At 38.0% G+C, this 24,682-nt stretch carries 27 protein-coding genes; 6 read left to right on the forward strand and 21 right to left on the reverse strand.

Translation table 11 applies throughout. From position 1 onward, the window contains the following. Positions 1-179: 179 nt before the first annotated feature. From ACFX4X_RS19605 to ACFX4X_RS19625, 5 genes are all read right to left on the reverse strand, one after another. Positions 180-713, reverse strand: a complete 534-nt coding sequence (locus tag ACFX4X_RS19605) for a hypothetical protein (RefSeq protein ID WP_377385607.1) — start codon at positions 711-713, stop codon at positions 180-182. A 201-nt stretch (positions 714-914) separates the two neighbouring features. After that, a complete protein-coding gene (locus ACFX4X_RS19610) occupies positions 915-1,184 on the reverse strand; it encodes a hypothetical protein (RefSeq protein WP_377385610.1) in 270 nt (89 codons plus the stop codon). 223 nt (positions 1,185-1,407) lie between these two features. After that, the gene (locus tag ACFX4X_RS19615) at positions 1,408-1,911 is read right to left on the reverse strand and encodes a DinB family protein (RefSeq protein ID WP_089364564.1); all 504 of its coding nucleotides are present in this window, start codon (positions 1,909-1,911) and stop codon (positions 1,408-1,410) included. Positions 1,912-2,081: 170 nt separating this feature from the next. Beyond that, positions 2,082-2,717 (reverse strand): Type 1 glutamine amidotransferase-like domain-containing protein, encoded by a 636-nt coding sequence (locus tag ACFX4X_RS19620; protein ID WP_377385613.1) that lies wholly within the window; start codon positions 2,715-2,717, stop codon positions 2,082-2,084. A 161-nt stretch (positions 2,718-2,878) separates the two neighbouring features. Next, positions 2,879-3,175: a TIGR04104 family putative zinc finger protein gene (locus ACFX4X_RS19625; RefSeq protein WP_377385616.1), complete on the reverse strand. Its 297-nt coding sequence runs from the start codon at positions 3,173-3,175 to the stop codon at positions 2,879-2,881. A gap of 187 nt (positions 3,176-3,362) precedes the next feature. Between ACFX4X_RS19625 and ACFX4X_RS19630 the strand changes: the two genes are divergently transcribed. The 3 genes from ACFX4X_RS19630 (at position 3,363) to ACFX4X_RS19640 (ending at position 4,751) form a co-directional block, all read left to right on the forward strand. Further along, positions 3,363-4,070, forward strand: coding sequence for an amino acid permease (locus ACFX4X_RS19630; protein ID WP_377385619.1), 708 nt, complete (start codon positions 3,363-3,365; stop codon positions 4,068-4,070). 118 nt (positions 4,071-4,188) lie between these two features. Continuing rightward, positions 4,189-4,311, forward strand: coding sequence for a hypothetical protein (locus tag ACFX4X_RS19635; protein ID WP_377385622.1), 123 nt, complete (start codon positions 4,189-4,191; stop codon positions 4,309-4,311). Continuing rightward, positions 4,296-4,751, forward strand: a complete 456-nt coding sequence (locus ACFX4X_RS19640) for a Glu/Leu/Phe/Val dehydrogenase dimerization domain-containing protein (RefSeq protein WP_377385625.1) — start codon at positions 4,296-4,298, stop codon at positions 4,749-4,751. The genes ACFX4X_RS19635 and ACFX4X_RS19640 overlap by 16 nt, the downstream gene beginning before the upstream one ends. 321 nt (positions 4,752-5,072) lie before the next feature. Here the strand turns inward: ACFX4X_RS19640 and ACFX4X_RS19645 are convergent, their stop codons facing one another. The 6 genes from ACFX4X_RS19645 to ACFX4X_RS19670 form a co-directional block, all read right to left on the reverse strand. Beyond that, on the reverse strand, positions 5,073-5,615 hold the full coding sequence (locus ACFX4X_RS19645) for a PepSY-associated TM helix domain-containing protein (RefSeq protein WP_284471863.1): 543 nt from the start codon (positions 5,613-5,615) through the stop codon (positions 5,073-5,075). Positions 5,616-5,853: 238 nt separating this feature from the next. Then, positions 5,854-6,774, reverse strand: a complete 921-nt coding sequence (gene coaA / locus ACFX4X_RS19650; RefSeq protein WP_061465949.1) for a type I pantothenate kinase — start codon at positions 6,772-6,774, stop codon at positions 5,854-5,856. Between the two features lie 175 nt (positions 6,775-6,949). Next, positions 6,950-7,243, reverse strand: a complete 294-nt coding sequence (locus ACFX4X_RS19655; RefSeq protein ID WP_284471864.1) for an RNA polymerase alpha subunit C-terminal domain-containing protein — start codon at positions 7,241-7,243, stop codon at positions 6,950-6,952. A gap of 689 nt (positions 7,244-7,932) precedes the next feature. Continuing rightward, positions 7,933-9,336 (reverse strand): amino acid permease, encoded by a 1,404-nt coding sequence (locus ACFX4X_RS19660; RefSeq protein ID WP_317777280.1) that lies wholly within the window; start codon positions 9,334-9,336, stop codon positions 7,933-7,935. 408 nt (positions 9,337-9,744) lie between these two features. Then, positions 9,745-10,704: an L-threonine 3-dehydrogenase gene (locus ACFX4X_RS19665; RefSeq protein WP_377385630.1), complete on the reverse strand. Its 960-nt coding sequence runs from the start codon at positions 10,702-10,704 to the stop codon at positions 9,745-9,747. Positions 10,705-10,746: 42 nt separating this feature from the next. Continuing rightward, a complete protein-coding gene (locus ACFX4X_RS19670; protein ID WP_284471867.1) occupies positions 10,747-11,937 on the reverse strand; it encodes a glycine C-acetyltransferase in 1,191 nt (396 codons plus the stop codon). A 372-nt stretch (positions 11,938-12,309) separates the two neighbouring features. Between ACFX4X_RS19670 and ACFX4X_RS19675 the strand changes: the two genes are divergently transcribed. Further along, the gene (locus tag ACFX4X_RS19675; protein WP_286140827.1) at positions 12,310-12,441 is read left to right on the forward strand and encodes a hypothetical protein; all 132 of its coding nucleotides are present in this window, start codon (positions 12,310-12,312) and stop codon (positions 12,439-12,441) included. A gap of 254 nt (positions 12,442-12,695) precedes the next feature. Here the strand turns inward: ACFX4X_RS19675 and ACFX4X_RS19680 are convergent, their stop codons facing one another. From ACFX4X_RS19680 to ACFX4X_RS19710, 7 genes are all read right to left on the reverse strand, one after another. Further along, on the reverse strand, positions 12,696-13,964 hold the full coding sequence (locus tag ACFX4X_RS19680) for an S-adenosylmethionine decarboxylase related protein (RefSeq protein WP_317777278.1): 1,269 nt from the start codon (positions 13,962-13,964) through the stop codon (positions 12,696-12,698). A 467-nt stretch (positions 13,965-14,431) separates the two neighbouring features. Continuing rightward, positions 14,432-14,950 (reverse strand): YehS family protein, encoded by a 519-nt coding sequence (locus tag ACFX4X_RS19685; protein WP_089362628.1) that lies wholly within the window; start codon positions 14,948-14,950, stop codon positions 14,432-14,434. Between the two features lie 288 nt (positions 14,951-15,238). After that, positions 15,239-16,201: a tRNA dihydrouridine synthase gene (locus ACFX4X_RS19690; protein ID WP_377385635.1), complete on the reverse strand. Its 963-nt coding sequence runs from the start codon at positions 16,199-16,201 to the stop codon at positions 15,239-15,241. A 246-nt stretch (positions 16,202-16,447) separates the two neighbouring features. After that, positions 16,448-17,836: a 23S rRNA (uracil(1939)-C(5))-methyltransferase RlmD gene (rlmD, locus tag ACFX4X_RS19695; protein ID WP_377385638.1), complete on the reverse strand. Its 1,389-nt coding sequence runs from the start codon at positions 17,834-17,836 to the stop codon at positions 16,448-16,450. Continuing rightward, positions 17,833-18,717, reverse strand: a complete 885-nt coding sequence (locus ACFX4X_RS19700; RefSeq protein ID WP_377385641.1) for a DNA-3-methyladenine glycosylase family protein — start codon at positions 18,715-18,717, stop codon at positions 17,833-17,835. Before ACFX4X_RS19700 ends, rlmD begins: the two co-directional genes overlap by 4 nt. 122 nt (positions 18,718-18,839) lie before the next feature. Then, positions 18,840-19,625: a delta-lactam-biosynthetic de-N-acetylase gene (gene pdaA / locus ACFX4X_RS19705; RefSeq protein ID WP_284471872.1), complete on the reverse strand. Its 786-nt coding sequence runs from the start codon at positions 19,623-19,625 to the stop codon at positions 18,840-18,842. A 196-nt stretch (positions 19,626-19,821) separates the two neighbouring features. Beyond that, positions 19,822-20,007 carry a hypothetical protein gene (locus ACFX4X_RS19710; protein WP_089362623.1) on the reverse strand — a complete coding sequence of 62 codons (186 nt, stop codon included), beginning with the start codon at positions 20,005-20,007 and terminating at the stop codon, positions 19,822-19,824. Between the two features lie 111 nt (positions 20,008-20,118). Between ACFX4X_RS19710 and ACFX4X_RS19715 the strand changes: the two genes are divergently transcribed. Then, entirely contained in the window at positions 20,119-20,256 is a 138-nt protein-coding gene (locus tag ACFX4X_RS19715) for a hypothetical protein (protein ID WP_176431897.1), read from the forward strand. 48 nt (positions 20,257-20,304) lie between these two features. Here ACFX4X_RS19715 and ACFX4X_RS19720 read toward each other — a convergent pair whose 3' ends face one another. Together ACFX4X_RS19720 and ACFX4X_RS19725 are read right to left on the reverse strand one after the other, a co-directional pair. After that, a complete protein-coding gene (locus tag ACFX4X_RS19720) occupies positions 20,305-21,873 on the reverse strand; it encodes a fumarate hydratase (RefSeq protein ID WP_377385645.1) in 1,569 nt (522 codons plus the stop codon). 320 nt (positions 21,874-22,193) lie between these two features. Beyond that, on the reverse strand, positions 22,194-22,379 hold the full coding sequence (locus ACFX4X_RS19725; RefSeq protein WP_089362622.1) for an SE1561 family protein: 186 nt from the start codon (positions 22,377-22,379) through the stop codon (positions 22,194-22,196). A gap of 155 nt (positions 22,380-22,534) precedes the next feature. Between ACFX4X_RS19725 and yfkAB the strand changes: the two genes are divergently transcribed. Then, positions 22,535-23,656 carry a radical SAM/CxCxxxxC motif protein YfkAB gene (yfkAB, locus tag ACFX4X_RS19730; RefSeq protein WP_375166318.1) on the forward strand — a complete coding sequence of 374 codons (1,122 nt, stop codon included), beginning with the start codon at positions 22,535-22,537 and terminating at the stop codon, positions 23,654-23,656. Positions 23,657-23,690: 34 nt separating this feature from the next. Here the strand turns inward: yfkAB and ACFX4X_RS19735 are convergent, their stop codons facing one another. Then, complete coding sequence (locus ACFX4X_RS19735; RefSeq protein ID WP_377385648.1) at positions 23,691-24,503, reverse strand: YfkD famly protein; 813 nt, start codon at positions 24,501-24,503, stop codon at positions 23,691-23,693. Positions 24,504-24,682: the final 179 nt, after the last annotated feature.

Consider the following 24,682-nt stretch of genomic DNA (forward strand, 5'->3'; position numbering starts at 1 on the left):
ATTACTTACTATCCTCATCACCTTTCAACTCTCTATTTTATAACATTTTCTTCTTTAACTAAACTGCCCCTTTAGTTCCATAAGAACAGAGCTGCCTTAAAGACAGCTCCGATCTTCAGCTAAAGCACCCGTTAGTTCATTAAGGATTATTGTAGGGTTGACCCATAATCTGTGGTAATTTATTTTATGGAATTTGCGATTTCTACCAATATTTCCGATGTTACTTTATTAGAAATTCTCTTATCAACACTTAACATATATTGCCATCCATCTTTTTCGAAAATTAAAAGGTTAACCACTCCAGAAGCCTTGCTACTATATATGGCAGTATTACCATCATTTAATTTAAAAGTTTGGTCAATATTATCTTTTTTAAATTTAATTTTATTTTCAACCGGTCTAACCCGAATTGCATAGTGGTTTTCAGATAGGTCTTTATTAAAGTATTCTGCCTCAAAGCCATCATTGATATTACCTTCAAGGTTATTAAATCTGCCGTAATTATGAGTGAACGGTACTGGAGGTAATTGAATAGGCAAAGAAATAGTATGATTAAAATGCTTATTACTATCTTGTAAAGCTTGATGTACTGAAGTATAACCAATTTCAGAAAGCGACTTTTCAAACTCTTTACTGTCATTACTTGCGTAAGTTGTTCCAGTGAATGTGAAGTAAAAAGGAATACATAGGACAAATAATCTTAATAACCTCATAACAATCACGCCCTTTCTTATTATTAAATAAGATGCCCTGAAGCATTGAAGATATGAGTTATTAAGTAGTGTTTATCTTTAATACAGCACAGTACGAGTACCATGCTTGTTGAACTATCCTGCCCCGTTAGTGCCATAAGAAAAAGGCTGCCGCAGCAACCCCTGTCAATGAACTAAAGCACCCGTTAGTTCTATAACAAATTATTTTCCAAAGAAAAAGAAATACAGTGCTAATAAATATATACAAATGTATACCCAAGAAGCCATTATCAAGAAAAAATTAAAACATCCTTTATTTTTTCTATTTAGTATTACATTTAAAATAGCCATTATTACCATAAAAATATATAAAGGTGCTACCGCTAATTTTGAGATAAGTTCTGGAAAGGGAATTTCCATTAATTTGTCATCCACATTATCGCCACCTAACTTAAGTTTGATATTGGCATAATTATCCAATTCATTATTCAACTATCCTACCCCTTTAGTTCCATAAGGAAAAAGCTGTCTTAAAGACAGCCCCGACCTTCAACTAACGCACCCGATAGTTTAAGTATATGTTTCACAAACTTTGTCGATTTTACAGTATTAACTTTATTCATTACAGGAATGCTGCCCCTTTAACTGCATAACAAAAAGGAAGCTGATCTCAGCTTCTTTTAATTGAAGTAAAGCACCTGTTAGCACAATGTTATTATAGTGGTGGATTTTCCACACCTAAATGAATCCAATCTTCTTTTGGTGGTCCATAAACCCCAAAAGGTTTTATTCCTGCTTGACGCATAAGAACTGTAACTTGTCCGCGATGATGAACGATGTGTTTGATTAGTCCCATAATAATCATAGCATTTGTTTCTTCTCTCCCAAATGCATTTTGCACTTGTTTTAGAGTTTCATCCTTCCATTGTTCTTCAATCATTTTTGCTGAATATGAACTTACATTTCTAAATGTCTCAGCAATTTCTTTTGCTGAAGTTGGGGCGTTTTCTGCATTTTCTACCACATTGATTTTTAACCCGAAATTAGCTAAGTATTCTGGAATACTTGTTGTTAAATGCCACGCAATTCTTCCTAAAGTACGACCTTTTGGATAAACTAATTGTTCTAATGAATCATCTGTCAAACCATCCAAAACGTTTTGAGTTAGCATAGATTCCTTATTCCATTCTTTGATAAAATCTGAAATCGTTAAATACATATATAATTCCTCCTAAATCCATTCAATGAATTATTTATTACTGGATATACCAGAATAGAACATTTGTTCCTGTATGTCAAATTTCCTTCTTTCTCTAACCTGCCCCGATAGTTGCATAAAGAAGGCTGCCTTAAAGACAGCTCTGATCTAAAGCTATCGCACCCGTTAGTCTAATCTTCACCAAAAATTTGTTTATTTCTTTTTCTAAAAAGCGTCACATTGTGAATAGGTGTAATTACTTGTTTATCCCAATATATTGCACTACCATTTGGAATAGCGTATATATCCCTATTGTATGATAAAGGGAATAATTCTTCATCAAGGGCTCCGTCATAGTGAACTTCTACACTAAAATCTACTAACTCTAAACCTTTTATTACTTGTGTTTCGGGATAATCTTCATCTTTTGTGATGATACAATCTCTACAAAAAACTAACGCCCCAGCACTAACACCCACCATTAAGCCCGAGAAACCTTTAATAGCTTGTATCAATTCTTTTGCAATCAAACTTTCCATTAACTTCTCTGGTCTTCCGCCAGTAAAATAAAGAACATTATGGTCTTTTATTTCATTTTGCATTTCTTGATTTGTGAGTCGATAGTCTAGTAGTTTAATATGCTCTATTCCTATATCCCCAAATGATTTCTTTGCAGAATTAAACCATCTATCAATTTTTGAATCCTCCGTAGCGAAAGGAATTATTAAGGTTTTATTACCTGCTTCAACGTGATTTGATAAATAATTCATTACATCATCAAGTTCCCCAGCTGAAGGGTTTCCTCCCCCAATAAAACAAAGGCTCATTAGTATTTCTCCTTGTTATTTACTTTTCACATATTATACCATTTTCTAAAACTTCAAAAAGTTAGTTTCTCATGAACTAAGCTGCCTCGATCGTTGCAAACAGAAAGAACTGCCTTAAAGACAGTTCCCATCTTAAGCTAAAGCATCCGTTACTGGAAAGACTACCACATCGGTTCATCCTTGTTACTTAGCTTATATATAAATGGCATCAAAATAAGAACCAAAGCATAAGCAACTATTTCAAAAGCTAAGACATAACCTTTAGGTACCCCAAATGATATTGATGGTAAAATCAGTAAAGGTATAAATGAAAATAAGCTTAATTGGTTTCTTGATTTCTTGGAAACGTATTGGGATGAATCACAGGATGGACAACTTAACTTGTTTTTAAAGGTAAACATTTTAAAAAAAGTCTCTATCCAGCCCCATTTATAGCCACAGTGCTGACAGGTTGGCATATGAAACGACCTCCTTTCAATTAAATTACATTATAAATTATACCATTTTCCCCTAAACTATCCTGGTCACGTTAGTGGAAGATTTAAAGGTTCCTAACTAGGTGACCAAGAAAAAACATCATTCCCGAACCCTGATTTGTTTGTACCTAACTTCTCCGTTAGCTCCATAAGAAAAAGAGCTGCCGGAGTGAACTGCACCCCAATTGTTAGACAACATCTAATAATCGTGGTTTTAGCAGCATTGATTCCATGGAGGAAAGCAGGAGTAGTACAAAGTCCATTTATTGCAGTTTTTGACAGCGTAGGTATTCCTTTTGCAGCTGATATTATGAACCTCGTCATTTTAACGGCGTTGCTTTCTGTAGGGAATTCCGGATTATATGTTTGTTCTCGTATGCTTTGGTCACTTTCGCAAAATGGTATGGCACCTTCAGTATTCGGGAAGTTAAATTCTCGAGGTGTCCCATTTAATGCAGTATTATTTAGTCTGCTTTTTTCCCTAGTATCTTTACTTACAAGTGTAGTTTCAGTAGAAACCATTTTTGTCGTCCTGCTTTCTGTAAATGGTCTAGAAGGTACAATCAGTTGGATGACCATCGCCCTATCTCAATACAATTTCAGGAGGCAATTTATTAAAACTGGTGGAGGTGTGAAGGAGTTAAAGTACAAAGTTCCCCTATTTCCGCTAATACCCATTCTGTGTCTTGTTTTATGTGGAATTTCTATACTGTTTATGGCACTTGATCCGGCACAGCGTTCTTCCCTGGTAGTTGGCTTAGGCTTCATGGGGGCTTGTTATCTTTATTACTTTATACGTTACGGGAAAAGTATTAAAGTTAAGATAATACTGAAGGAAGACCATGGAGAGGTAACAACACCCAAAAGTAGAGTATGAGAATAGGTTCAGTTTTGGGTGCTGTGCACGAATCTCTTAAAATTGGACTTACTGATAATACCAAACTAAAAGAGGTTCTTGAAATACACCTTAACTAAATTATAGGGGGCTATAAATTATGAAAAAACCTTACTTAGTCATAGAGTGGAATGATTGTGAAACAGAGGCAAAGAGTTGGTTAGTGGTGCATAACTTTGTTAAAGGGTACGCAGGAGAGGCACAAGGATGCATCCAACAGTGACAAGAGAAGAAGTAGAGCGATTAGCAGAGGCAATGGCCTATAAATATAACGCTTCTGAAAGTGTAACCACCGGAGGGTGTAAAGCAGGAATTTCTTACGATTATAAAGCCCCGGATGCGTATGAAGTGCTAAGAAGGTTTCTGATTGCGATGATGCCATATATAGATGTAGGAGTATCATTAGGTAGTGATTTAGGTACGAAGTATGAGGAAGTACTAAGAGTATTTGATGAATTCAACATTGGAATACCTTTAACTAAATCTATGAAGGAAGATTTAATTGTTCATAAAGGTATAAAAGACTTTAATGCTATGTTAGCTACAAAAATAGATTGCTTCCTTTTAAACGATGCTGTAACAGGCTACGGTGTAGCATTTTGTGCAGATGAAGCGTGGAAATTTAAAGGTGAGCCTACAGTCAGAGATTTGATTGAGTGTTAACTTAATTCACCTTTTATTTGTGGTCTTTTTCTGAACTATCCCTATTCAATGAATATTAATATATGGAACCAAAACACTTCCGGCCTGGAAGTGTTTTGGCGCATTTACATTTCAGAAAACACCCATTTAATTTCTGAGTTTCCAGTTACGATTGATTTGATCGTGCCCCCAATACGTATGGTTTGAACCGAAATTGTATTGTAGGCTTTTCCATCTTCTAAAATATTGCCAGTTACTCTTACAGCATGATATGCTCCAATTCCTACTAAAAGCTAGGTGAGTAGGAATGGTTAGATTGAATGGAAAAGCTTTTTCATACGATTAAACCTCCAAATCTCTTGCTTTTTTTTTCGCCATTCGACGCTTATAAAGGGGAAAGCCAAACATATAATACCCTGAAAATGACAGCAGTATTAAAGATATACCTGTTATTGTAAGGATACTGTATCTATACCAATTACCAAAGAAGGATCCATCATGCAAAGTAATGAGGAAAGTTGAGTAATCCGGGTTTGTAGATAATACTTTTCCCGTACTCGCATCGATTTGAACACCTTGACTATTGTTAAAGCGAACCTGGTAAACATTTGCACTTGGTCTATATTCAATTCTAAATATATCTTCAACCGAGTCTACATTTGGAAGCCCCTGAGACGTAGCAATAGACACGACCCTGTCCATAGGTATCGATTGACTTGGACTCGCCTCTTTTCCCGTCCTTAACTCATCAGCCACTCCCAGTGGTATCATATAAACAAGCAAGAGGCCTGTGACTGCTATGAACATAAAAAAAACAGATAAAATTAATCCTGACCATTTATGTACTTTTTTGCTTAAATGATACAACTTTACAGATTTCGACATTGTTCCATCACCCTCCTTGACTTCAAAACAAATACAGAACCTAGGTTTAGTTCAAAGTAAATAATATAAAGAAATTGTGGATCTATATCATTCTAAGCTCATAGTAAGAAATTCATAATTCAAATAAACTTACTGAACAAAACCTCCCTGCTTCCTTTTATACAATTTGGAAATAGATTGGTTATATTTAAAAGTATTAAAGTCTTACCTCATTCTTAATCCGTTATTAATAGCCATATCATTTTCGTAAATAGATATTTTCAACTTTATGATCTGATCCTTTTTTTAAAACTAGATTGGCCCGTCCTTTTGTCGGTAGTATATTTTCATGTAAATTTTTCAAATTGATTTCTTCCCAAATTTGAGTCGCTTGTTCAATAGCATTTTCTTTAGACAAGTTAGTATAGCGATGAAAATATGATTCGGGACGTTGAAATGCAGTCTTTTGAAGTAGAAGAAACCTTTCAACATACCACCTTTCTATGTCAACTACGTTTGCATCAACATAGAGTGAAAAATCAAAAAAGTCACTGACGAATACTTGATTTTCTTTGTCAACTTGAAGAACATTAACACCTTCCACTATTAAAATATCTGGATTACAGATAGTTTGTACTTCATTTGACAAAATATCGTACGTTAAATGTGAGTAAATTGGAACTTCCACTTTATTTTTCCCTGCTTTTACATCACCGATAAGATTAATTAATTTTTGAGTATCATAACTTTCAGGAAACCCTTTTCTTTTCATCAATCCTTTTTCTTCTAAAGAGGCATTTGAATACAAAAAACCATCTGTTGTGACCAGGCCTACGTTTCTATGATTATCCCATCTAGATAATAATGTCTGAAGTAACCTTGCTGTCGTACTCTTTCCTACAGCAACACTCCCTGCAATTCCAATGATATAGGGTACTTTTTTAGCATTTGTTTTTAGAAATGAAGAAGTAGCAGTGTTAAGTTGCTGAGAAGCTTCGACATATAAATTAATTAAACGAGTCAAGGGCAAATAAATCTCTTCTACTTCCTGAATAGATATTTCTTCATTTATTCCTTTTAAGTCATCCAATTCTTCTTCATTTAAAGGAAGGGGAGTATGGTTTCGTAAAGATGCCCACTTTTTTCTATTGAATTCAAAATAGGGAGTATAGGAACTCATGCTTTTCGTTACCTCACTTTTTAGAGTTACTTTCAGTTTAACAAGGATGGTGCCCATAAAAATTCAGGAATAATCGATTCCTAATCCCTTATTGACGTAAATCCCCCTGTGACTTGCGAAAGAAATTGAATGAAATATGCTCTAGGAGACATAAAATGCATTCCTTTCTTGGTGGTTAATTTTTGAATGATAACCCATTTGTCTGCAAAGCAGTCCTAAGTTTAGGCAAAGAAGCTGGTCCCATACCGTGAAATTTCAAAATCTCTTTTTCACTATATGTTGATAGCTGTTGCAATGAAGTTACCCCATTGTTTTCCAATGCCCGTCTGGCTGGTGCCGAGAGCAGTGAAAGAAATCCATTGTCAGGTTTCCGTTCTTGCTCACAAATAGGGCAGATCGGACAGTCGGTGGATTTATAGTATTTGTGTCCTTTGTTGCAAGTCCTTAAAATTTTCTTTGAAGTTGTCATTTTTTCTGTCTCCTTTTCTCACTTTTTTGCCTTCTATCTTCTGCCAACTTTTCAATGGAATACTTAAAACTACTAACATCATAGGTATATCACGCTAAGTATTAGTGGATATGTATTCGCCACGTTCATGATGTTATGTAATGCAACTAAACTCACTTATGAAGAAAGAAAAAGTTGCCTTAAGACCCGCTCAGATTTTAAGCCGGCACACCAGTTAATTGAACTAGGATACTATTTCACTAGTCAAAAAACTATAAATAAGTAACTAAACATTGGCCATCGTAAAAGTAAAATCATATTTAAAAATCGAAAAGGACCATCCAAGCTGACAATAAGTATATCGATAAAGCTAGTATATCGATTGCAATCAATCAACGGTTTACCAAGACCTATTATCCGGTAAAACTAGAATATTAAAAAATGAATATCGAATAGTTGTTCATAAATGGTTTGCTCCATAAATATAAAAGAACAGAGCAAAAATAACAACCTACTTAATATGCTACATAATGTGTCTAATGTGCTTCTCACTTTCTAATGTAATTAGCCTGCCCCTATAATGCATTAGAAAAGGGCTGCAGCAGCAGCCCTTATTTTGAGTTAAGCATCAGACTATTTAGATTTTCTTATCTTCGATCATTAAAAATGCATGAAAAACAATCGTCTCACTTAGAAATATCCAAAGTGAATTATAAATTAATCACTTTATCTTCTGTCTGAGGATCTGTCTGAACATCGGCTTGTACACGCTTGCCTATTCCAAAAGCGAAATAACTAATTACAACGATAGCCAGAAAACCTATTCCAACCATAAGTGATATACGTGTGTCATCATTAAACCACATACCTATTAATACCATAATCAAGAAAGCGATGGTCAGGTAGTTTGTAACAGGTGCAAAAGGCATTTTGAATGGATGATTATCCATTTCAGCTTTTTTTACTTTTCTGAATTGAATTTGACTGATCAGAATGACAAACCACGGAATCATACCAGGAAGTACGCTCGCACTGTATACATGCACAAATAAATTTTCTGGTGCAATATAACTTAAAACAACCCCAATTGCTAACCCGACTATCACGCCGAACGTTCCGAATAAAGGGACACCGCTATTAGATACTTTCGCAAAGAATTTTGGCGCTTGGCCATTCATCCCTAATGTGTAAAGCATACGTCCTGCACTGTAAATACCACTATTGCAGCCAGACATAGCAGCCGTGATTACGACAAAATTAATGATTCCAGCTGCTGCCGTGATACCAACTTTCGCAAAAGTAGCAACAAATGGACTGCCAATCGCACTTAATTGATCCCAAGGGTAAACGGTTACAATAATGAAAATCGCACCGATATAGAAAATTAAAATACGCCAAATGGTACTTTGAATCGCTTTAGTTATCGTTTTTTGCGGATCTTTTGCTTCACCAGCTGTAATCCCTATTAGTTCTACACCTTGATAAGCAGCAACAACTAGTGATAATGCAAAGAAGAAACCCTTCCAACCACCTGTAAATAAACCACCATGTTCCCAAAGATTTGATAACCCTAATGCTTCTCCCCCGTTACCGATGCCAAAGAAAATAAGTCCAAATCCTGCAACGATCATTAATATAATCGTTACGATTTTTATCAGTGCAAACCAAAATTCAATTTCACCAAAGGACTTAACGGAAATTAAGTTTGCTGCCCCAAGAATAACCATTGCGATTAAGCCTGGAATCCAAGCAGGGAGATCCGGGTACCAATACTGCATGTACGTTCCAACTGCAATAATTTCTGCCATCCCGACGATAACCCACTGGAACCAGTTACTCCAAGCTGTCATATACCCTGCCAATGGATGAATGTACTTATAACCAAATGTTGCAAATGAACCTGTACTTGGCTCTAAATACAGCATTTCCCCCATAGCACGCATAATCAAAAATATAAAAATCCCTGAGATTGCATAAGCTAACATTACAGACGGACCTGTCCATTGGATTGTGCTGGCTGAACCCATGAAAAGACCAACACCAATCGTACCGCCCAAAGCGATCATCTGAATATGACGGCCTTTCAAGTCCCTATTCAAATCTTTGTTTGCCATTCCATTTCCCCCCACACTATTAATAGTCGAAATTTGATGCAAGATGCTTAATGCTCTCCCTATTTAGTATAGAAATGATATAGCAGGCTCCCACTCTTTTAAATCTATCTTAAAGCTGCCTCTTAAAATCATTCTTCACTTTTAATTTAAGCATTCCTGACAGTTAGAAAGGTTCTTGTAAACATGAATTTCTAGTTATTAAGTATCATATGAACTTAGAAGCATAGCTTTATCCTAATCAACCTATTTCCGAATAATTAATACGAGGTTGTTCAATTACGCCTTATAGAAAGCGCTTACTTTTCATTGGTTATTGAAAGTGCATCCTTTAAACGTTTAAAATTCATCTGAATAAAGAAACTCGAATAAAAGAGTATTACAACTCTTTTATTCGGCAAGCAGGTTTATTTATGCGGTTACTAAAAGTGACCTTAATTTCAGTTTCACCAACATGTCATTCGTCATTTTCTCCAAATCATATTCCGCCTTAAATCCCCACTCTTCCTTTGCACAAGTTGAATCTATTGTATTTGGCCAGCTATCGGCAATGGATTGTCTTACAGGATCGACGTCATAATTCATGACAAATTCCGGAATATGCCTTTTAATTTCGGCTGCAATTTGCTCCGGATCAAAGCTCATGGCAGACACATTGAAAGAATTCCGATGTTTTAATTTTGAAGCATCTGCCTCCATTAGCGTAATGATGGCAGCTAAAGCGTCAGGCATATACATCATATCCATATACGTTCCCTTATCAATGTAAGAAGTATATCGCTTGTTTTTAATCGCTTCATAGTAAATTTCAACTGCATAGTCGGTAGTTCCACCGCCAGGAGGTGTAACATACGAAATCAATCCCGGGAATCGAAGACCTCTCGTATCAACCCCAAATTTTTGATGGTAATAATCACATAATAACTCCCCGGATACCTTATTCACTCCGTACATCGTATTCGGCCGTTGAATGCTGTCTTGCGGTGTCCAATCTTTAGGAGTCGATGGACCAAACGCACCAATAGAACTAGGTGTGAATAACTGGCAATCGAGTTCTCGTGCCGATTCCAAAGCATTAACCAATCCGCCCATGTTTAAATGCCAAGCTAAAAGAGGCTTCTTTTCAGCTGTTGCTGACAATAAAGCAGCTAAATGTATAATCGTATCCACTTCATGTTTTTTTGCCATATTAAACATCGCTTTTTCATCTGTAACATCTAAAATCTCAAATGGGCCTGATTGGGCAACATCGCTGTCCGTTTTTCGAATATCTGTTGCAATGATATTGTCAGATCCATAGATCTCTCTCATTTTCAGCGTCAGTTCTGAACCAATTTGACCTAAAGCACCCGTTACTAAGACCTTTTTCATCAAAAATCCCTCCCCTTTTTCTCTTTACAGCATGCAATGTTCTTAAATGATCGACATTTCTTTTCCTACTTTTTCATAAATCGCTAATGCACGATCCAGCATCTCTTTTGTATGAGCAGCAGTGGGCATATTCCGCACTCTTCCTGTTCCTTTTGGAACGGTAGGAAATACGATGGATTTAGCATATACGCCTTCTTCATTCAGCCTCTTTGAGAATTGCTGCGTTTTTGCTTCATCACCTATAATGCAAGGCGTAATCGGTGTTTCGCTCGCTCCGATATCAAACCCTAATTCTTTTAGGCCTTTTTTCAAGTAATCACTGTTTTCCCACAGCTTATTTTGAAGATCTGAGCTAGTCATCAAAATATCAATGGCTTCTATACTAGCTGCAACTGCTCCCGGTGTGACAGCCGTTGAAAATAAAAATGGACGGCTTCTCACTTTTAACCAATCAATTAAATCTTTCTTTCCTGCTACATAGCCTCCTACAACACCAATGGCTTTGGATAATGTTCCAATTTGGAAATCCACTCTATCCGATAACCCGAAATGTTTTACCGTTCCTGCACCATTGCCTAGTACCCCCGAACCGTGTGCATCATCAACATAAGTAATTAAATCAAACTCTTCTGCAATCTCCACAATTTCAGGAAGCTTGGCAATATCCCCATCCATCGAGAAAACTCCATCGGTAATAATCATGACTTTGTTAAATAATCCGGACTCTTTTGCTTGACGCGCTTTTGTTCGTAAATCGTCCATGTCGGAATGGATAAATGGAATAATCTTTGCTTTAGATAATCGACATCCATCAATGATGGATGCATGATTCAGTTCATCTGAAAGAATGGCATCATGTTTATCCATCACTCCTGAAATGGCAGCCATATTACAATTAAAGCCCGATTGATAAGCAATGGCCGCTTCTGTATGTTTAAATTCTGCAAGCTTTTCTTCTAATTTAACATGAATATCTAATGTTCCGTTGATCGTACGAACGGCACCGGCTCCGACTCCATATGTTTTCGTTGCTTCTATGCAAGCCTCTATCAATCGTCGATCTGTTGCTAAACCTAAATAGTTATTTGATGATAAATTAATTAATTCTCTGCCCGCAATGGTGATTACCGGGCCGTTTGGACCTTCTACCGGATCAATAACGTTGTAAAGTCCTTTATCTTTTAAATCTTCCAAATTTTCTTTCAAAAATCGATTTAATATTTCACTTGACATTTAATATACCCCCTCATTGATGTTTGGAATAAATGCAGGAATTTTATATGTTTTACCCCTATTTCAAGTTTATTGAATTTGACCATTTTTTCTAAAAACACATGTGTCCTCTCTAAAAACACATAAGGAAGTAACCTAAATCCTTTTATACTAATAGTTATAACAATTATAATAATAGAAATTTTCAACGTTGTCCATATTGTGTGGACAAAAAAATCGGAATTTTTGTAGTTTTACAATAAAAGCCGCTAAAAAAGTCGTTCAAATCGCTGGAAATACAATGAGAATATCATCAATTTTCCAAAGAGACATATGTTTTATCTTCTGGCTTTTGGAGACTTTAACAAATAACCATAAAAAAGGAGGGATATAGTGAAAACAGAAGATGAAAAAACCTCAGAAGGCTTAAATGAGATCTTTGAAATCATCAATGCAAAAGGTGATATAGGAGAAATAAAAGAAATCGTCCAAAAATCTGTTGAAGAAGAAAATGAAGACAAGTAAACTTAGCGGATTAATTATCCTCTTTTATCTGTTTACATTGCTCTAGTGTTCAATACATAGGGTCCATACATCCTTTGACTAAACGGACCCTTTAGTTCATCAAAAAAAAAAGTTATGCACATAATCAGGAGCAAAGTCTGAAGAATAAGGATTTCCCCTATTTCCCCCTTCCTTTATCCACACCTTGTGCACAACTTTATTAAATTGAAAAATTGAAGCCAGTCCCTTTCATTGATGACGACTTCAAATGTACATTATGGGTTCACCCTTTTCATCCTGTGAAGTAAAGGACCATCTGAATGTTTATTTTCCCCTATTACAAAATTCGTCATATAATAGGTCAAATATTGACCATAATGATTATTGGTTTTTAACAATAACTCATCCACATAGTAAACTCCTTTGGGGATTCGATCCATTAGCAGCACCGATAAGGCAGCATATATACCGCAGGCCACTTGAAAGTATGTTGCATTGGTTTTGTATTTGGAAAAGATTTCGCCATTCTCTAATACATTGTACATATAATGCTCCTTTTCTTGATAAACAATAAGGACACCAACTAGATCTTCCCCTTCAAGTTCGTCTTCAAGCGGATCGAGAACCTCCATTTCATGGTCCCATAATTGATCAACATCATCCAGTTTTGAGCGGATTAACTCCGTCGTATGGTCATTTACCTTATATAAAAAGCCGCCTTCCATATCATACAATTTGCCCAAAGAATATACTTCTTCATGAGGCATTAAACAACCGTAAAACTGCTTGTCCCCTAAAGAGACTTTAAATTCGACATCATAAACATTTTCATATAAAAAGAGCGGTGTATGGTGGTTCATAAACATCGGATAGCTTGAAATAGCCTCGTCCAGAAAGCACTCGGGAGACCAGGTTGTGTAAATGACGTCCTTTTTTGCCTTCGCCTTGTCCTTAAAAAAATAATTGTCATGCTCTACAATATAACAGCCAAGTGGACGTTCTCCTGAATCTTTCTTTAACAGCTCAACGGCCATCCATTGAACCACCCCTGGATTCATTCCCGAACCAATGATGGCTGTTGAATTTGAAAATTGATCTTTATACTTTTCAAAATGCCTGATTCGTTCAATTAAAGGAAATCCATGAGATAATTCTTCCTTTTCGTCAATCGTTGTTTTTTCTATAGCGGAATTAACATAATTAACACCTAATGCATTACAGCAATCTAGTATTTCAACCGTATCCGCTCGTGATAGATCTATTACACAAAATGTTTTTGTGCTTTCAAGATGCTTAGTAAACCTCTTTGTATCTTTTAAATCAAGTTGATGGAATACAAAGTGATTTTTTAGCTGTGGAAATAATTCATGATAATATTTTTCTTCTTTTTGTTTAATATCGATTAAATGTAAAGTACAACTGGAAATAAAATGATGGATTGGATCCCTTTTATCAATAACTGATTTATTCAATATGGAAAGTATTGATTTTGCGGCCCCTCCCGCACTTCCTAAAATGGTTATCACTTTTTTGTTATCATCCATTTCTGCACCTCGTTCAACCTTTTATTATTAAACTATGTGGTTGAGGCTGAAATGCAATAGGCAACTACCATTTAATGATGAAATGAGAAATACGTACAATCTATTATCTACCATATTATCCAAAGGGAAAATCAAGTGAACGGATTTAATAGGTATGAGCGATGTGATTAATTCCTACTTCTCTTTTTTTGTCCACACATTATACACAACTTTATAAAGCCAACTTATAGAATAGACACCCAATTATTTTGAAAACAGACATACAACAGTGTATTGAATCATACAGGAATTCGGCATGAGTGTGCAGGAGGTGCCTTATGGGCACATTCGATTTTTTATACGATTCCACACTTTTTATATGTTTAAACGAACGAAAAAGACCCCGAAATCGGAAAAGTATTTTCACGAAATCAAGGCGAAATTATCATAATGTGCATTTTTTTAATATAGCCGCTATTACTGAACCCTTATCCCCTATATCTCAAAGCTAACCCTTTTAAGAAATTCCTGGCGAATTTATCCCCGCACTCTTTATAATTTCTATGACCAACTTTTCTTAAAATGGCGCTTAATTCTCCTTTGGTTATCATGACTCCTGCTTCTTCCAAGATATCAATCATATCCTCGCTTGTTAATGTCAGCGCGATTTTCATTTTCTTTAGCAGAATATTATTCATGCTTTCCTTATTCTTTGCAGTAGGTGCCGGGTTTTCTGGCTGGCCGGGTTTTGGTTCTTGTTTCCCTCTTTTAAAAATGATCAAGCCATTTAAAAAGGACTCCAACATCGTATTGTTACATTTTATACCTTCATCATCCATATCATCTTCGTCGTATTCATCATAGAAACCGTCTTTCGGCTTTGTGAGCATCTGCATGACTTCTTCTCTTGTCACTTCAATATCCCCGAGTTTAAATATCTCTACCATATCTTTATTTTTTATATCCAGCGCATATCTTAATCGAATTAATATATCATGATTATGCATTCATAAACCTCCTGTATATTTTTCTTTTTTCACAGTACCTTCATTATTTCACAAATGGATGGGAATAAACGCAGCTGAAAATCCTGGAACCCTTTACGGATTCCCGGATCAATCTGCCTATTATTTTCTTTTCAGTTTCATGATTACTTAGAAAACAGACTTTATCAAAACAAAAGTTGCCGGCTGCAAAGGAACTTGAAACTGAATAAAATAAGTACACATGAGTTGATGTGATTCATTTTTTCTCTGACTTTTGGAGAGCTACATCATTTCACTGTCCCCGCCCCATCAACATTCTTTTCCAAAGTTATCCAGCAATGCACGCACTTCATCTGTTGATTTCGTGTTCATTAATTGATTTCTTAATTCACCAGCTCCACGGAATCCTTTGACATAAATTTTGAAAAAGCGATGAAGCCCTGTGATTGAACGTGGCAGTGCTTCCGCATATTGATCTTGAAGATCAAGCTGCAGTCTTAGAAGATCAAGATATTCTTTACTGCTATGCTTTTTTGGCTCTTTTTCAAAAGCAAAAGGATTTTTAAAAATACCTCGCCCGATCATAACGCCATCAATACCATATTGTTCAGCAAGCTGCAGCCCAGTTTGACGGTCAGGAATGTCTCCATTGATTGTTAGTAGCGTATTTGGTGCGATATGGTCACGTAATTTTTTGATTTCCGGAATTAGCTCCCAATGCGCATCCACTTGGCTCATTTCCTTTCTTGTACGTAAATGAATAGAAAGGTTCGCAACCTCCTGTTTTAAAATATGCTTTAGCCACTCCTCCCACTCATTTACATCATTATAGCCAAGTCGTGTTTTCACGCTGACTGGCAGTCCGCCCGCTTTTGCTGCTTGAATAAGTTCTGCCGCAACATCTGGACGCAGAATAAGGCCACTACCTTTCCCTCTTGATGCCACATTCGGTACAGGGCAGCCCATATTAATATCGATGCCTTTAAATCCTAGCTCTGCCACGCCAATACTCATTTGACGGAAATATTCGGGATTGTCCCCCCAAATATGTGCCACCATTGGCTGTTCATCTTCTGTAAAAATCAAACGGCCACGCACACTTTTCATGCCCTCTGGATGACAATAGCTATCCGAGTTTGTAAACTCTGTGAAAAATACATCCGGTCGACCTGCTTCACTTACTACGTGGCGAAAAACAACATCTGTCACATCTTCCATTGGTGCAAGTACAAAAAATGGTCGTGGTAAATCACGCCAAAAATTATCTATCATTTCAAACTCAAATCCTCTCACTATGGATACAACTTCAAACTCTCGGTCAAAAAATATAAAGCCAAATGTTCCACTTCTTTTACACTTATATCATGCTTAATAACTTATTATCAAACACAAGTACATTTGGACATTTATAATTTGTGAAAAACTATCTTCTTACATCCTGGCGATATTCATATTCAATATAAAAAATTTATTAATCCGCTACAAATGGAATAAGGAAAAGGCAACTCCCGTATAGGGTTAGTTGCCTTCTTTTAAAATGAGTTGCGAGACACACTCCACATGGCTCGTCTGCGGGAACATATCCACAGGCTGCATGGATTCTACTTCGTATAATGCGCTCAATTCTTGAAGGTCCTTCGCCAATGTAGACGGATTGCAAGATACGTACACTATGGTTTTCGGTTTAACTTTCAAGATGGCCTGCAGTAAGGATTGGTCACAGCCGGATCTTGGTGGATCGACGACCAGCACGTCCGGTTTCCAGCCTTCTTTGGTCCAGCGTGGCAGGATATTCTCGGCTTTGCCTGTTTCATAATGCATGTTGGTGCGTTTGTGTCTTATGGCATTTTTCTTGGCGTCTTCAATGGATTCTTTGATGACGTCCATTCCGCGAACCTCTTTTGCATCTTCAGACAGCCAAAGTCCGATAGTGCCTACACCGCAATAAGCATCTACGACTTTTTCAGTGCCGGTCAGGGCTGCCGCTTTTTTCACTTCGTCATACATGCGGACTGTTTGGACCGGATTAAGTTGGAAGAAAGTACGGGCCGATAGTTCGTATGATAGGTCACCCAATGTTTCGTTGATGACTTTTTCGCCTGCAAGATGGATCGTCTTTTCGCCAAAAATAAGTGATGTGTTTTGGTTATTAATATTTTGAACGACTGATTTCACTTCCGGCAGTTGGTCACGAATTTGTTTAAGCAATTGATCTTTTTGTGGAATTTCTTCCGCTCCTGTAACTAAGACCACCTGCACTTCACCTGTTTCAAAGCCAACTCTTGTAATGACTGTACGGATCACACCTTTTCTCTTTCTTTCATTATAGATCGAGATATTCAGGTTCTTTAGGATCTTCTTCACTGTACGTGTTACTTTATTAGTAGCCTTATGCTGTACAAGACAGTTGGGAATATCGATCAAGTTATGGGAGTTTAAGCCGTAAAGACCGGCAATCAATTTGCCATCTTTCTGACCGACTTGGTACTGACTTTTGTTGCGGTAGTTCCAAGGATCTTCCATGCCGATTGTTTCTTTTATATTTAATAAAGAAATCGGGAATTTCGTATGACGTTCCATCGCTTGAATGACGATATCGCGTTTTTCAATAAGCTGCTGGTCATAGCTTAAATGCTGTAACTGACATCCTCCGCATTCAGCATAAACCGGACATGGGGCTGCAATGCGGTGCGGTGATTCTTTCCGGATGGTTTTTATTTTTGCTTCAGAAAAGTTCGGCTGTACTTTCGTTATTAAAGCTACTATTTCTTCACCTGGTAATGCTCCTGGGACGAAGACGACTTTCTTTTTGAAATAACCGACTCCCTCCCCGTTAATGCCAAGCCGTTTAATGGTAAGGGGAAGCGTTTGATCCACTTCTAGTTTTGTATCTTGAATGTTTGTCATTTCTTTTCACTCCGTTTTTCAATGCTTCTCCACAAATAGAGGGAAGCGTAGCTTAGATATGGAGCCCATTTCACACTATAGGTTTCCATTTCTTCTTGGGTTGGCTTTTGCGGTAAGCCATATAATTTTTTCAAGGCATTTTGAATGCCAATATCGGCTTTGGGAAACAGATTCGGTCGGCCGAGTCCAAAAAGCAGGAAGTTTTCAGCCGTCCATCTACCGATACCGCGTATTTTTATTAGTGTATCCATAACATCTTGATCGGATAACTTGTCCATTATATCAAGATTGAGATGGCCCTGAATGATTTGCTCGGAAAGTCCGATGACGTATTCCGCTTTTCGGCCACTGAATTGAATGGCTCTTAATTGCTCGATTTGAAGTTGGGCGGTTGTTTCCGATGTCGGATAAAACCAGGCACCTTCTATCTGGTAACCGAATGTTTTAACGAATCGTTCCGTGAGCGTATGTGCAAAAGATAAATTCAATTGCTGATGTATGATGCATTTGACGAGGCAACTGTAGTAATCGAAGTCCAAGACTATGGCTGCACCGCGGTGCTCTTCGAAGATTTCCCTTAAATCTGATTCCCGGAAATGCCGGGAAACGCCTTCTAATGGCTGATGCCAATGAAAAACCTTTTTTAACCGTTCGATTGCTTTTGACTTGTAAACCTCTGAATGACCTTTGATGATGAAAGATGGCTCATCGATATTTCCTATTGCCTGAACCTGCAAAACGATTGGTTCTCTTTCTATATATAGCGGAACTTTTACCGTCCTGTTAGTAAAATCAACTACCTGAAGTGGGTCTAACGATAATCGTTCGAGAACAAGATCGAAATTATAGGGTCCTTGAACCTGTAATTTTTCTGTCCACACAAGCGATCCATCCTTTAGCAGTTTTCCACGTATTATAGCATGTTTCCAGGAATATTACTTGAAATTGAAGAGAATGGATAAAAGCGGGACCTGAATTATCATTACAGGACCCGCTTTTTATTTTAATAAAGCATTCGGTTTGGCAATTGTTTCGCAATCATTAAATCATCAAGGCTACTGAATTTGTATCCCTGTTTTTCAAGATCCGTCAAAATCGAGTCGAGTGCTTCCGCATTATCTTTTGATACGGTATGCAGTAATAATATCGCCCCGGGATGAATCTGCTTAAGCACTTCATCGTGAGCGAACGCGGCACCCTTTTGTTGGTCAACAATCCAGTCTTTATATGCAAGCGACCAGAAAATGTGGTAATATCCTTCTTTTTGTGCGACTTTCATTGTTCTCTCATTGAATATACCACGCGGGGGCCTAAGGTAGTTCATCCCCTGTTGACCGGTTAATTTTTCCGTCGCTTTTTTAACCCTCTCCAGTTCAGTGCGAATTACATCATCCGTCACACTGGTCATATCAGGATGGTTCCAAGAATGATTCCCGACGATATGTCCTTCATTCGCCATACGGACAACAAGCTCGGGTGCCGTTTTTAAATAATGACCCGTGACGAAAAAAGCCCCAGGAGCCTTATGTTTCTTCAGAACATCTAGAATCTGCGCCGTGTACCCATTTTCATAACCGTTATCAAACGTTAAGTATATATCTTTTTTCTTTGTATCCCCTTTATAAATCGCCTCATATTTAGGCAGCATCTCATTGAAGTTTTTACCAGCATCGGCAGGTGTCCCATTTTTCCCTTTATTGAAGCCCCAGTTATAGGATTCTGCAAAAGCTGGACTTGCCAAAGAGCATATCAAGCATATAAAAACGGATAAAATCACGATTTTTTTCATTTGAATATCCCCCATGTTCTTTTTTCTTAGTGTTTGGAACATAGAGATTTATATGCATGATATTGCGAAGGTCGAATCTCGCTCCGTGGGGCGAATTATCCGGTTGGACGATTTCTGCTGCTCTAGGCTGAATTATAACCTTAATCCCACAAAAAAAAAGGCCTTTCCTCCGAAAAGGATTGGCCCTTCTGTTTGTTTATCCTTTAAATAGCGCCTGTGCAGCCTTCCAAATAATGGTGATGGCGAAAATGAGAACGATTACAATTCCGATTACGTCTAGGAATGTTTCAAGACCGGAGAAAATAGTGTTTGCCACAGGAAGTTGGATGAAAGCAAAACCTGATAACATGGCGATAAAGAATAAGAAGTAGCTATTCTGCATGAAAATCCCCCCTTTCTCTTCTAATATATGTGCGGCCGTTCCAAAAGATTGTACTTTTATGAGGTAATTATCGCCTTTTTTTTCATATACATTTAACAAGGGGGGAATGAAATGCTGGAATGGGTTATCACGTTAGGCTTTGTTGGTTGTCTTGGTTTAGGTGGTGGAGTGTTTATTCATTTTGTGAAAAGTGGATTGAATTTGGAGGATTCATCGAGGATTGATCCACTTCCGGAAATGGACGAGTAAGATATGCAAAAGACGCTCAACCGATTGGTGAGCGTCTTTTACCATACATTATTTAAATACTGGTTCTTTGAATTGTGCCAATTTTTCCAATGAAGATTGCTGAACATCTTTATGGAGGCTGTTTCCATGTGAATCCATGGTAACAACTGCTGTAAATCCTTCAACGTTCAAATGCCACATTGCTTCTGGAATACCAAATTCAGTAAAGTTAACACCTTCGACGGATTTGATGCAGTCTGCATAATATTGAGCAGCCCCGCCGATTGCGTTTAGATAAACGCCGCCGTGTTCACTTAGTGCTTCTAATGTTTTCGGTCCCATTCCGCCTTTACCGATGACTGCACGGATGCCGAATCGTTTCATGATATCGCCTTGGTATGGTTCTTCACGAATACTTGTTGTTGGTCCCGCAGCCTTCACATGCCATTTACCTTCTTCGTCCTTCAGCATAACTGGTCCACAGTGATAAATGACTTGTCCGTCTAGGTCGATTGGTGCAGGATTTTCAGATAAGTGCTTATGGATAGCGTCACGGCCCGTATATATTCTGCCGTTAATATGAACTACGTCACCAACTTTTAATTCACGGATTTGTTCTTCCGTGATTGGTGCTTGTAGGGTGATTTCACGGGAAGCTTCAACGTCAGATTCTACAGTGGCTGCCACTTCTTCCTTCGCTGCTTTTTCTTCTTCTAGAGCAAAGTCGATTTTCTCGCCTTCTTGGTATAACCACTCATTGATTTCTCCTGTTTCGGGATTCACTTTCACACCTAAACGGCGGAAAGCCCAGCAGTTGTAAGCAACGGAGACGAAAAAGCTTGCCGGAATACGGTGCATGACACCGATTTTACATCCAAGCAGTGTGGTTTCGCCGCCAAATCCCATCGTGCCGATTCCCAATTCATTAGCTGTCTTCATGATGTAATCTTCAAGATTACGAAGATCTTCATTCGGATTCACATCTTCATTACTGCGGAAAAGTTGAGCCTTAGCCAGATCATATCCGGATGAACGGTCCCCTCCAATACCAACGCCGATAAAGCCGGCACTGCATCCTTGTCCTTGTGCTTGGTAGACAGAGTGTAGGACACATTTACGGATTCCGTCCAAATCACGGCCCGCTTTCCCCAATCCTTCAAGCTCCATAGGCAGACTGTATTGAATGTTTTTATTTTCACAGCCGCCTCCTTTTAAGATGAGACGAACATCAATGTAGTCTTTTTCCCATTGATCGAATTTCATGACAGGAAGACCTTCCCCAAGATTATCCCCGCTATTTTCACCCGATAAAGAATCAACTGCGTTTGGACGAAGTTTTCCGCCCTTTGTTGCTAAAATGATTGCATTACGGATTGCGTCTTTTATTTCAAGTTGGTTCACGCCAACTGGAGTTTTAATTTTGAAAGTCGGCAGACCAGTATCCTGACAAATCGGTGATACATTGTCGTCAGCCATTGTAATATTATTCGTGATGGTGGCCAAGCTCAACGCTGAACGAGTGCCTGCATTTTCACGTTGTTTTGCGCTTTTTACCGCACGACGAACATCCTTTGGAAGATTCGTTGAAGTTTCAACGATAAGACTGTACATACTTTCTTGGAATTTTTGAATATCCAAATTTCTCTTCCCCCTCTTATTTCCCCTAGATTTAATCATTTCCCTGCTTCTCTATAAAGAGCGAATGATACAACACCCGTTTTATTATACATCTAACATAATCTTTCGAAAACAAGTAATTATTTTTCTTAATGAAAAGCAATTTGAAGAGGAATGTTCAAGCCGCAAAGAATAAGCCCATGAGTAAAATGTCATCACCAATCTTTACCTATTTATGATGAACGCAATCAATCATTATATATAAAAAAGGGATGACGCAGGTTGCTCGTCATCCCTTCATGAATATTAACATTGAAAAAATCATACTATCGAAACAGATATTATTCTTCGCGGGTTTTGAATTGTTCAACTTTGCCTTCCAAATCATCTATCATGCCGATTAAGCGGTCTATATCTTCCAATTCAGTATTTTCTGGTTCGATATGATCAAGAACCTCCATGAACATCGTGAGGCGTTCTTTTAAGTATGTTAATTGTTCGTTTTTACCTGTAATGGATTTTCCCATGAGGCACTCTCCTTCCGTTCTTCTTTCATCGTAACGAAATCTGCTTGAAAGTGCAATGGCAAGCTAAAATGCAGCTCTCCGCCATTTGACAATTTTTGTCCCCATTGTTCATAATGGGTTAGTGCATTATTACGTAAGGAGTTTTAAACATGTCAATAATCAAGCAAGATCTTTTAACACCAATTACACCCAAGTATGATCCTTGGGAAGCATATATGGACGTTGAACAATATGGAAAACTCTGCTTGACCAATGTGGAGTTCACTACCACCACTCTTTGCAATATGCGTTGCGAACATTGTGCTGTCGGTTACACACTTCAGCCTAAGGATCCGGATGCTCTGCCTTTGGAATTACTGATTCGGCGCCTTGATGAGATTCCTTTGCTTCGCTCGCTCAGCATCACTGGCGGGGAACCGATGCTATCTAGGAAACAAGTGAAGAATTATGTTTTACCTTTATTGAAATATGCCCGTAGCCGTGGGGTCCGCACACAAATCAATTCCAATTTGACCCTTGACTTGGAACGGTACGAGGAAATCATTCCTTATTTGGATGTTCTGCACATTTCCCATAACTGGGGAACGATCGATGAATTCATTGATATAGGCTTCGCCATGATGGATCGAAAACCATCACGGGAACAGCGAAAGAAGTTATTTGATAAAATGATCGAAAATTCCCGTGCCCTGACAAAAGCTGGTGTGCTGGTTTCTGCAGAAACGATGCTTAATAAACGCACATTGCCGCATCTTGAGCATATTCACAGACAAATCGTCGATGAAATGGGATGTCAAAGACATGAAATTCATCCGATGTATCCAAGCGATTTCGCTTCGGCACTTGAAACGTTATCATTGGAAAATATGCGTGAAGCGATTCATCATTTGCTTGATATCCGTGATGAAAATGTATGGATGCTTTTTGGTACCCTGCCATTCTATCCTTGCAATAACGCTAAAGAGGATATAGAGCTGCTTCAACGCCTGTATGGTTCACATAAAGTGACGGTTCGAAATGACCCTGATGGACGTTCCAGGTTGAACGTCAATATTTTCACTGGGGAAGTGATCGTGACCGATTTCGGGGACGCACCTACTTTGGGAAATATCATTGATTCACCATTGACCGAATCGTATGACACATGGATGAATTCGAAACTGGCCAATGAATTGAACTGCCACTGCCCGGCAGTCAAATGTCTAGGCCCGAATGTTCTCGTCAAAAATGCATACTACCCGATGGAAGACTTCAGGATTAGGAAGTCTTCCATATAAAGAAAAAACTCGCCAATCCGGCGAGTTTTTCTTTTTACCTAGGTTGCTGAGAGACTGTAAAGCTGAAGGAAACATGGTCCTGAATCGGTATCCATGCACCGATGCCTTGAGAAGTGATGTTCTTGATCGTTATGGTTCGCTTATTTCCTTTTAGGTTCAAATATACTTCCCCATATGTGACCTTTCCTTTTTCATTGACGGCAGAAGCATAACTGGATAAGTAACCTATCCTATTTGAAGCAACATTGTATACCTCATCTTTTTTCGTACCAGCTCCGATGATCGTTTCGAAAGCCAATGGCAAATTGGTTTTTTCTGTGGCTTTTAACAGCATCATCTTTTGAACATCCTCAGCCTTAGGGATTTTCGCGGTAAGACCGCCGCTCACTGCCTTCTGACTCTCCTGGATGTAACGGATCCTGTATGGAACTTCACCGCCGCGATTATCATAGTAATTCATATTGATCTTTTGGTATTCCCAGTTTGGGGCCGTTTCCGAAGACTCATAATTCAAGGCCCAATGACCAAGGTATATGGTCGCCCTATAACCAAAAGCAAGCGGAGCCTTTGCAATTGCTGATTCATTCAACATATGAATGAGTTCAGGATTTTCAATCTTTATATCCGACGAGCCGATCAATTGTTTGGCAAACTTACTCGGCTGCAGCATCGGAAGATCCTGAGTCGGGTTCGGATACGTATTCTCCTTTGCAATATTCAATACGGAAGGCGGGATATTCACCTTATTCGGAGTTGCTTTATCTCCTGGTTTATTGGCTGCAAAACTTACATTCGCCTGAATGAAGGCAATTAGGGCAATCATCGTAATAAGAATAATTCTTTTCATGCTGTCGCACTCCTTTTGAGGGGTTCAATCATTTTGTTTATAGATTTTGTTTTTAGCCAACATTCTATACATTTCATTCTGCTGTCGAATTTGTAATATATTTTTAAAGTTCAGAATATTTACTTTTCAATCGGAATCGGTTATACTTAATTTACATTATAAAAAGGAGGCGAAATCGT

This window comes from Peribacillus sp. YIM B13481 (assembly GCF_042787985.1).
In the GTDB taxonomy this organism is placed as follows: Bacteria; Bacillota; Bacilli; order Bacillales; family DSM-1321; genus Peribacillus; species Peribacillus simplex_A.

Coding starts and splice junctions, on each gene's coding strand:
- ACFX4X_RS19690 (WP_377385635.1), bottom strand. CDS start 16,201: ATGATAGATAATTTTTGGCGTGATTTACCACGACCATTTTTTGTACTT.
- ACFX4X_RS19670 (WP_284471867.1), bottom strand. CDS start 11,937: ATGTCAAGTGAAATATTAAATCGATTTTTGAAAGAAAATTTGGAAGAT.
- ACFX4X_RS19655 (WP_284471864.1), bottom strand. CDS start 7,243: ATGACAACTTCAAAGAAAATTTTAAGGACTTGCAACAAAGGACACAAA.
- coaA (WP_061465949.1), bottom strand. CDS start 6,774: ATGAGTTCCTATACTCCCTATTTTGAATTCAATAGAAAAAAGTGGGCA.
- ACFX4X_RS19645 (WP_284471863.1), bottom strand. CDS start 5,615: ATGTCGAAATCTGTAAAGTTGTATCATTTAAGCAAAAAAGTACATAAA.
- ACFX4X_RS19620 (WP_377385613.1), bottom strand. CDS start 2,717: ATGAGCCTTTGTTTTATTGGGGGAGGAAACCCTTCAGCTGGGGAACTT.
- ACFX4X_RS19715 (WP_176431897.1), top strand. CDS start 20,119: ATGCTGGAATGGGTTATCACGTTAGGCTTTGTTGGTTGTCTTGGTTTA.
- ACFX4X_RS19735 (WP_377385648.1), bottom strand. CDS start 24,503: ATGAAAAGAATTATTCTTATTACGATGATTGCCCTAATTGCCTTCATT.
- ACFX4X_RS19665 (WP_377385630.1), bottom strand. CDS start 10,704: ATGAAAAAGGTCTTAGTAACGGGTGCTTTAGGTCAAATTGGTTCAGAA.
- pdaA (WP_284471872.1), bottom strand. CDS start 19,625: ATGAAAAAAATCGTGATTTTATCCGTTTTTATATGCTTGATATGCTCT.
- rlmD (WP_377385638.1), bottom strand. CDS start 17,836: ATGACAAACATTCAAGATACAAAACTAGAAGTGGATCAAACGCTTCCC.
- ACFX4X_RS19685 (WP_089362628.1), bottom strand. CDS start 14,950: ATGCATAATCATGATATATTAATTCGATTAAGATATGCGCTGGATATA.
- ACFX4X_RS19625 (WP_377385616.1), bottom strand. CDS start 3,175: ATGCCAACCTGTCAGCACTGTGGCTATAAATGGGGCTGGATAGAGACT.
- ACFX4X_RS19635 (WP_377385622.1), top strand. CDS start 4,189: ATGAAAAAACCTTACTTAGTCATAGAGTGGAATGATTGTGAAACAGAG.
- ACFX4X_RS19710 (WP_089362623.1), bottom strand. CDS start 20,007: ATGCAGAATAGCTACTTCTTATTCTTTATCGCCATGTTATCAGGTTTT.
- ACFX4X_RS19640 (WP_377385625.1), top strand. CDS start 4,296: ATGCATCCAACAGTGACAAGAGAAGAAGTAGAGCGATTAGCAGAGGCA.
- ACFX4X_RS19660 (WP_317777280.1), bottom strand. CDS start 9,336: ATGGCAAACAAAGATTTGAATAGGGACTTGAAAGGCCGTCATATTCAG.
- ACFX4X_RS19615 (WP_089364564.1), bottom strand. CDS start 1,911: ATGTATTTAACGATTTCAGATTTTATCAAAGAATGGAATAAGGAATCT.
- ACFX4X_RS19725 (WP_089362622.1), bottom strand. CDS start 22,379: ATGGGAAAATCCATTACAGGTAAAAACGAACAATTAACATACTTAAAA.
- ACFX4X_RS19680 (WP_317777278.1), bottom strand. CDS start 13,964: ATGGATGATAACAAAAAAGTGATAACCATTTTAGGAAGTGCGGGAGGG.
- ACFX4X_RS19605 (WP_377385607.1), bottom strand. CDS start 713: ATGAGGTTATTAAGATTATTTGTCCTATGTATTCCTTTTTACTTCACA.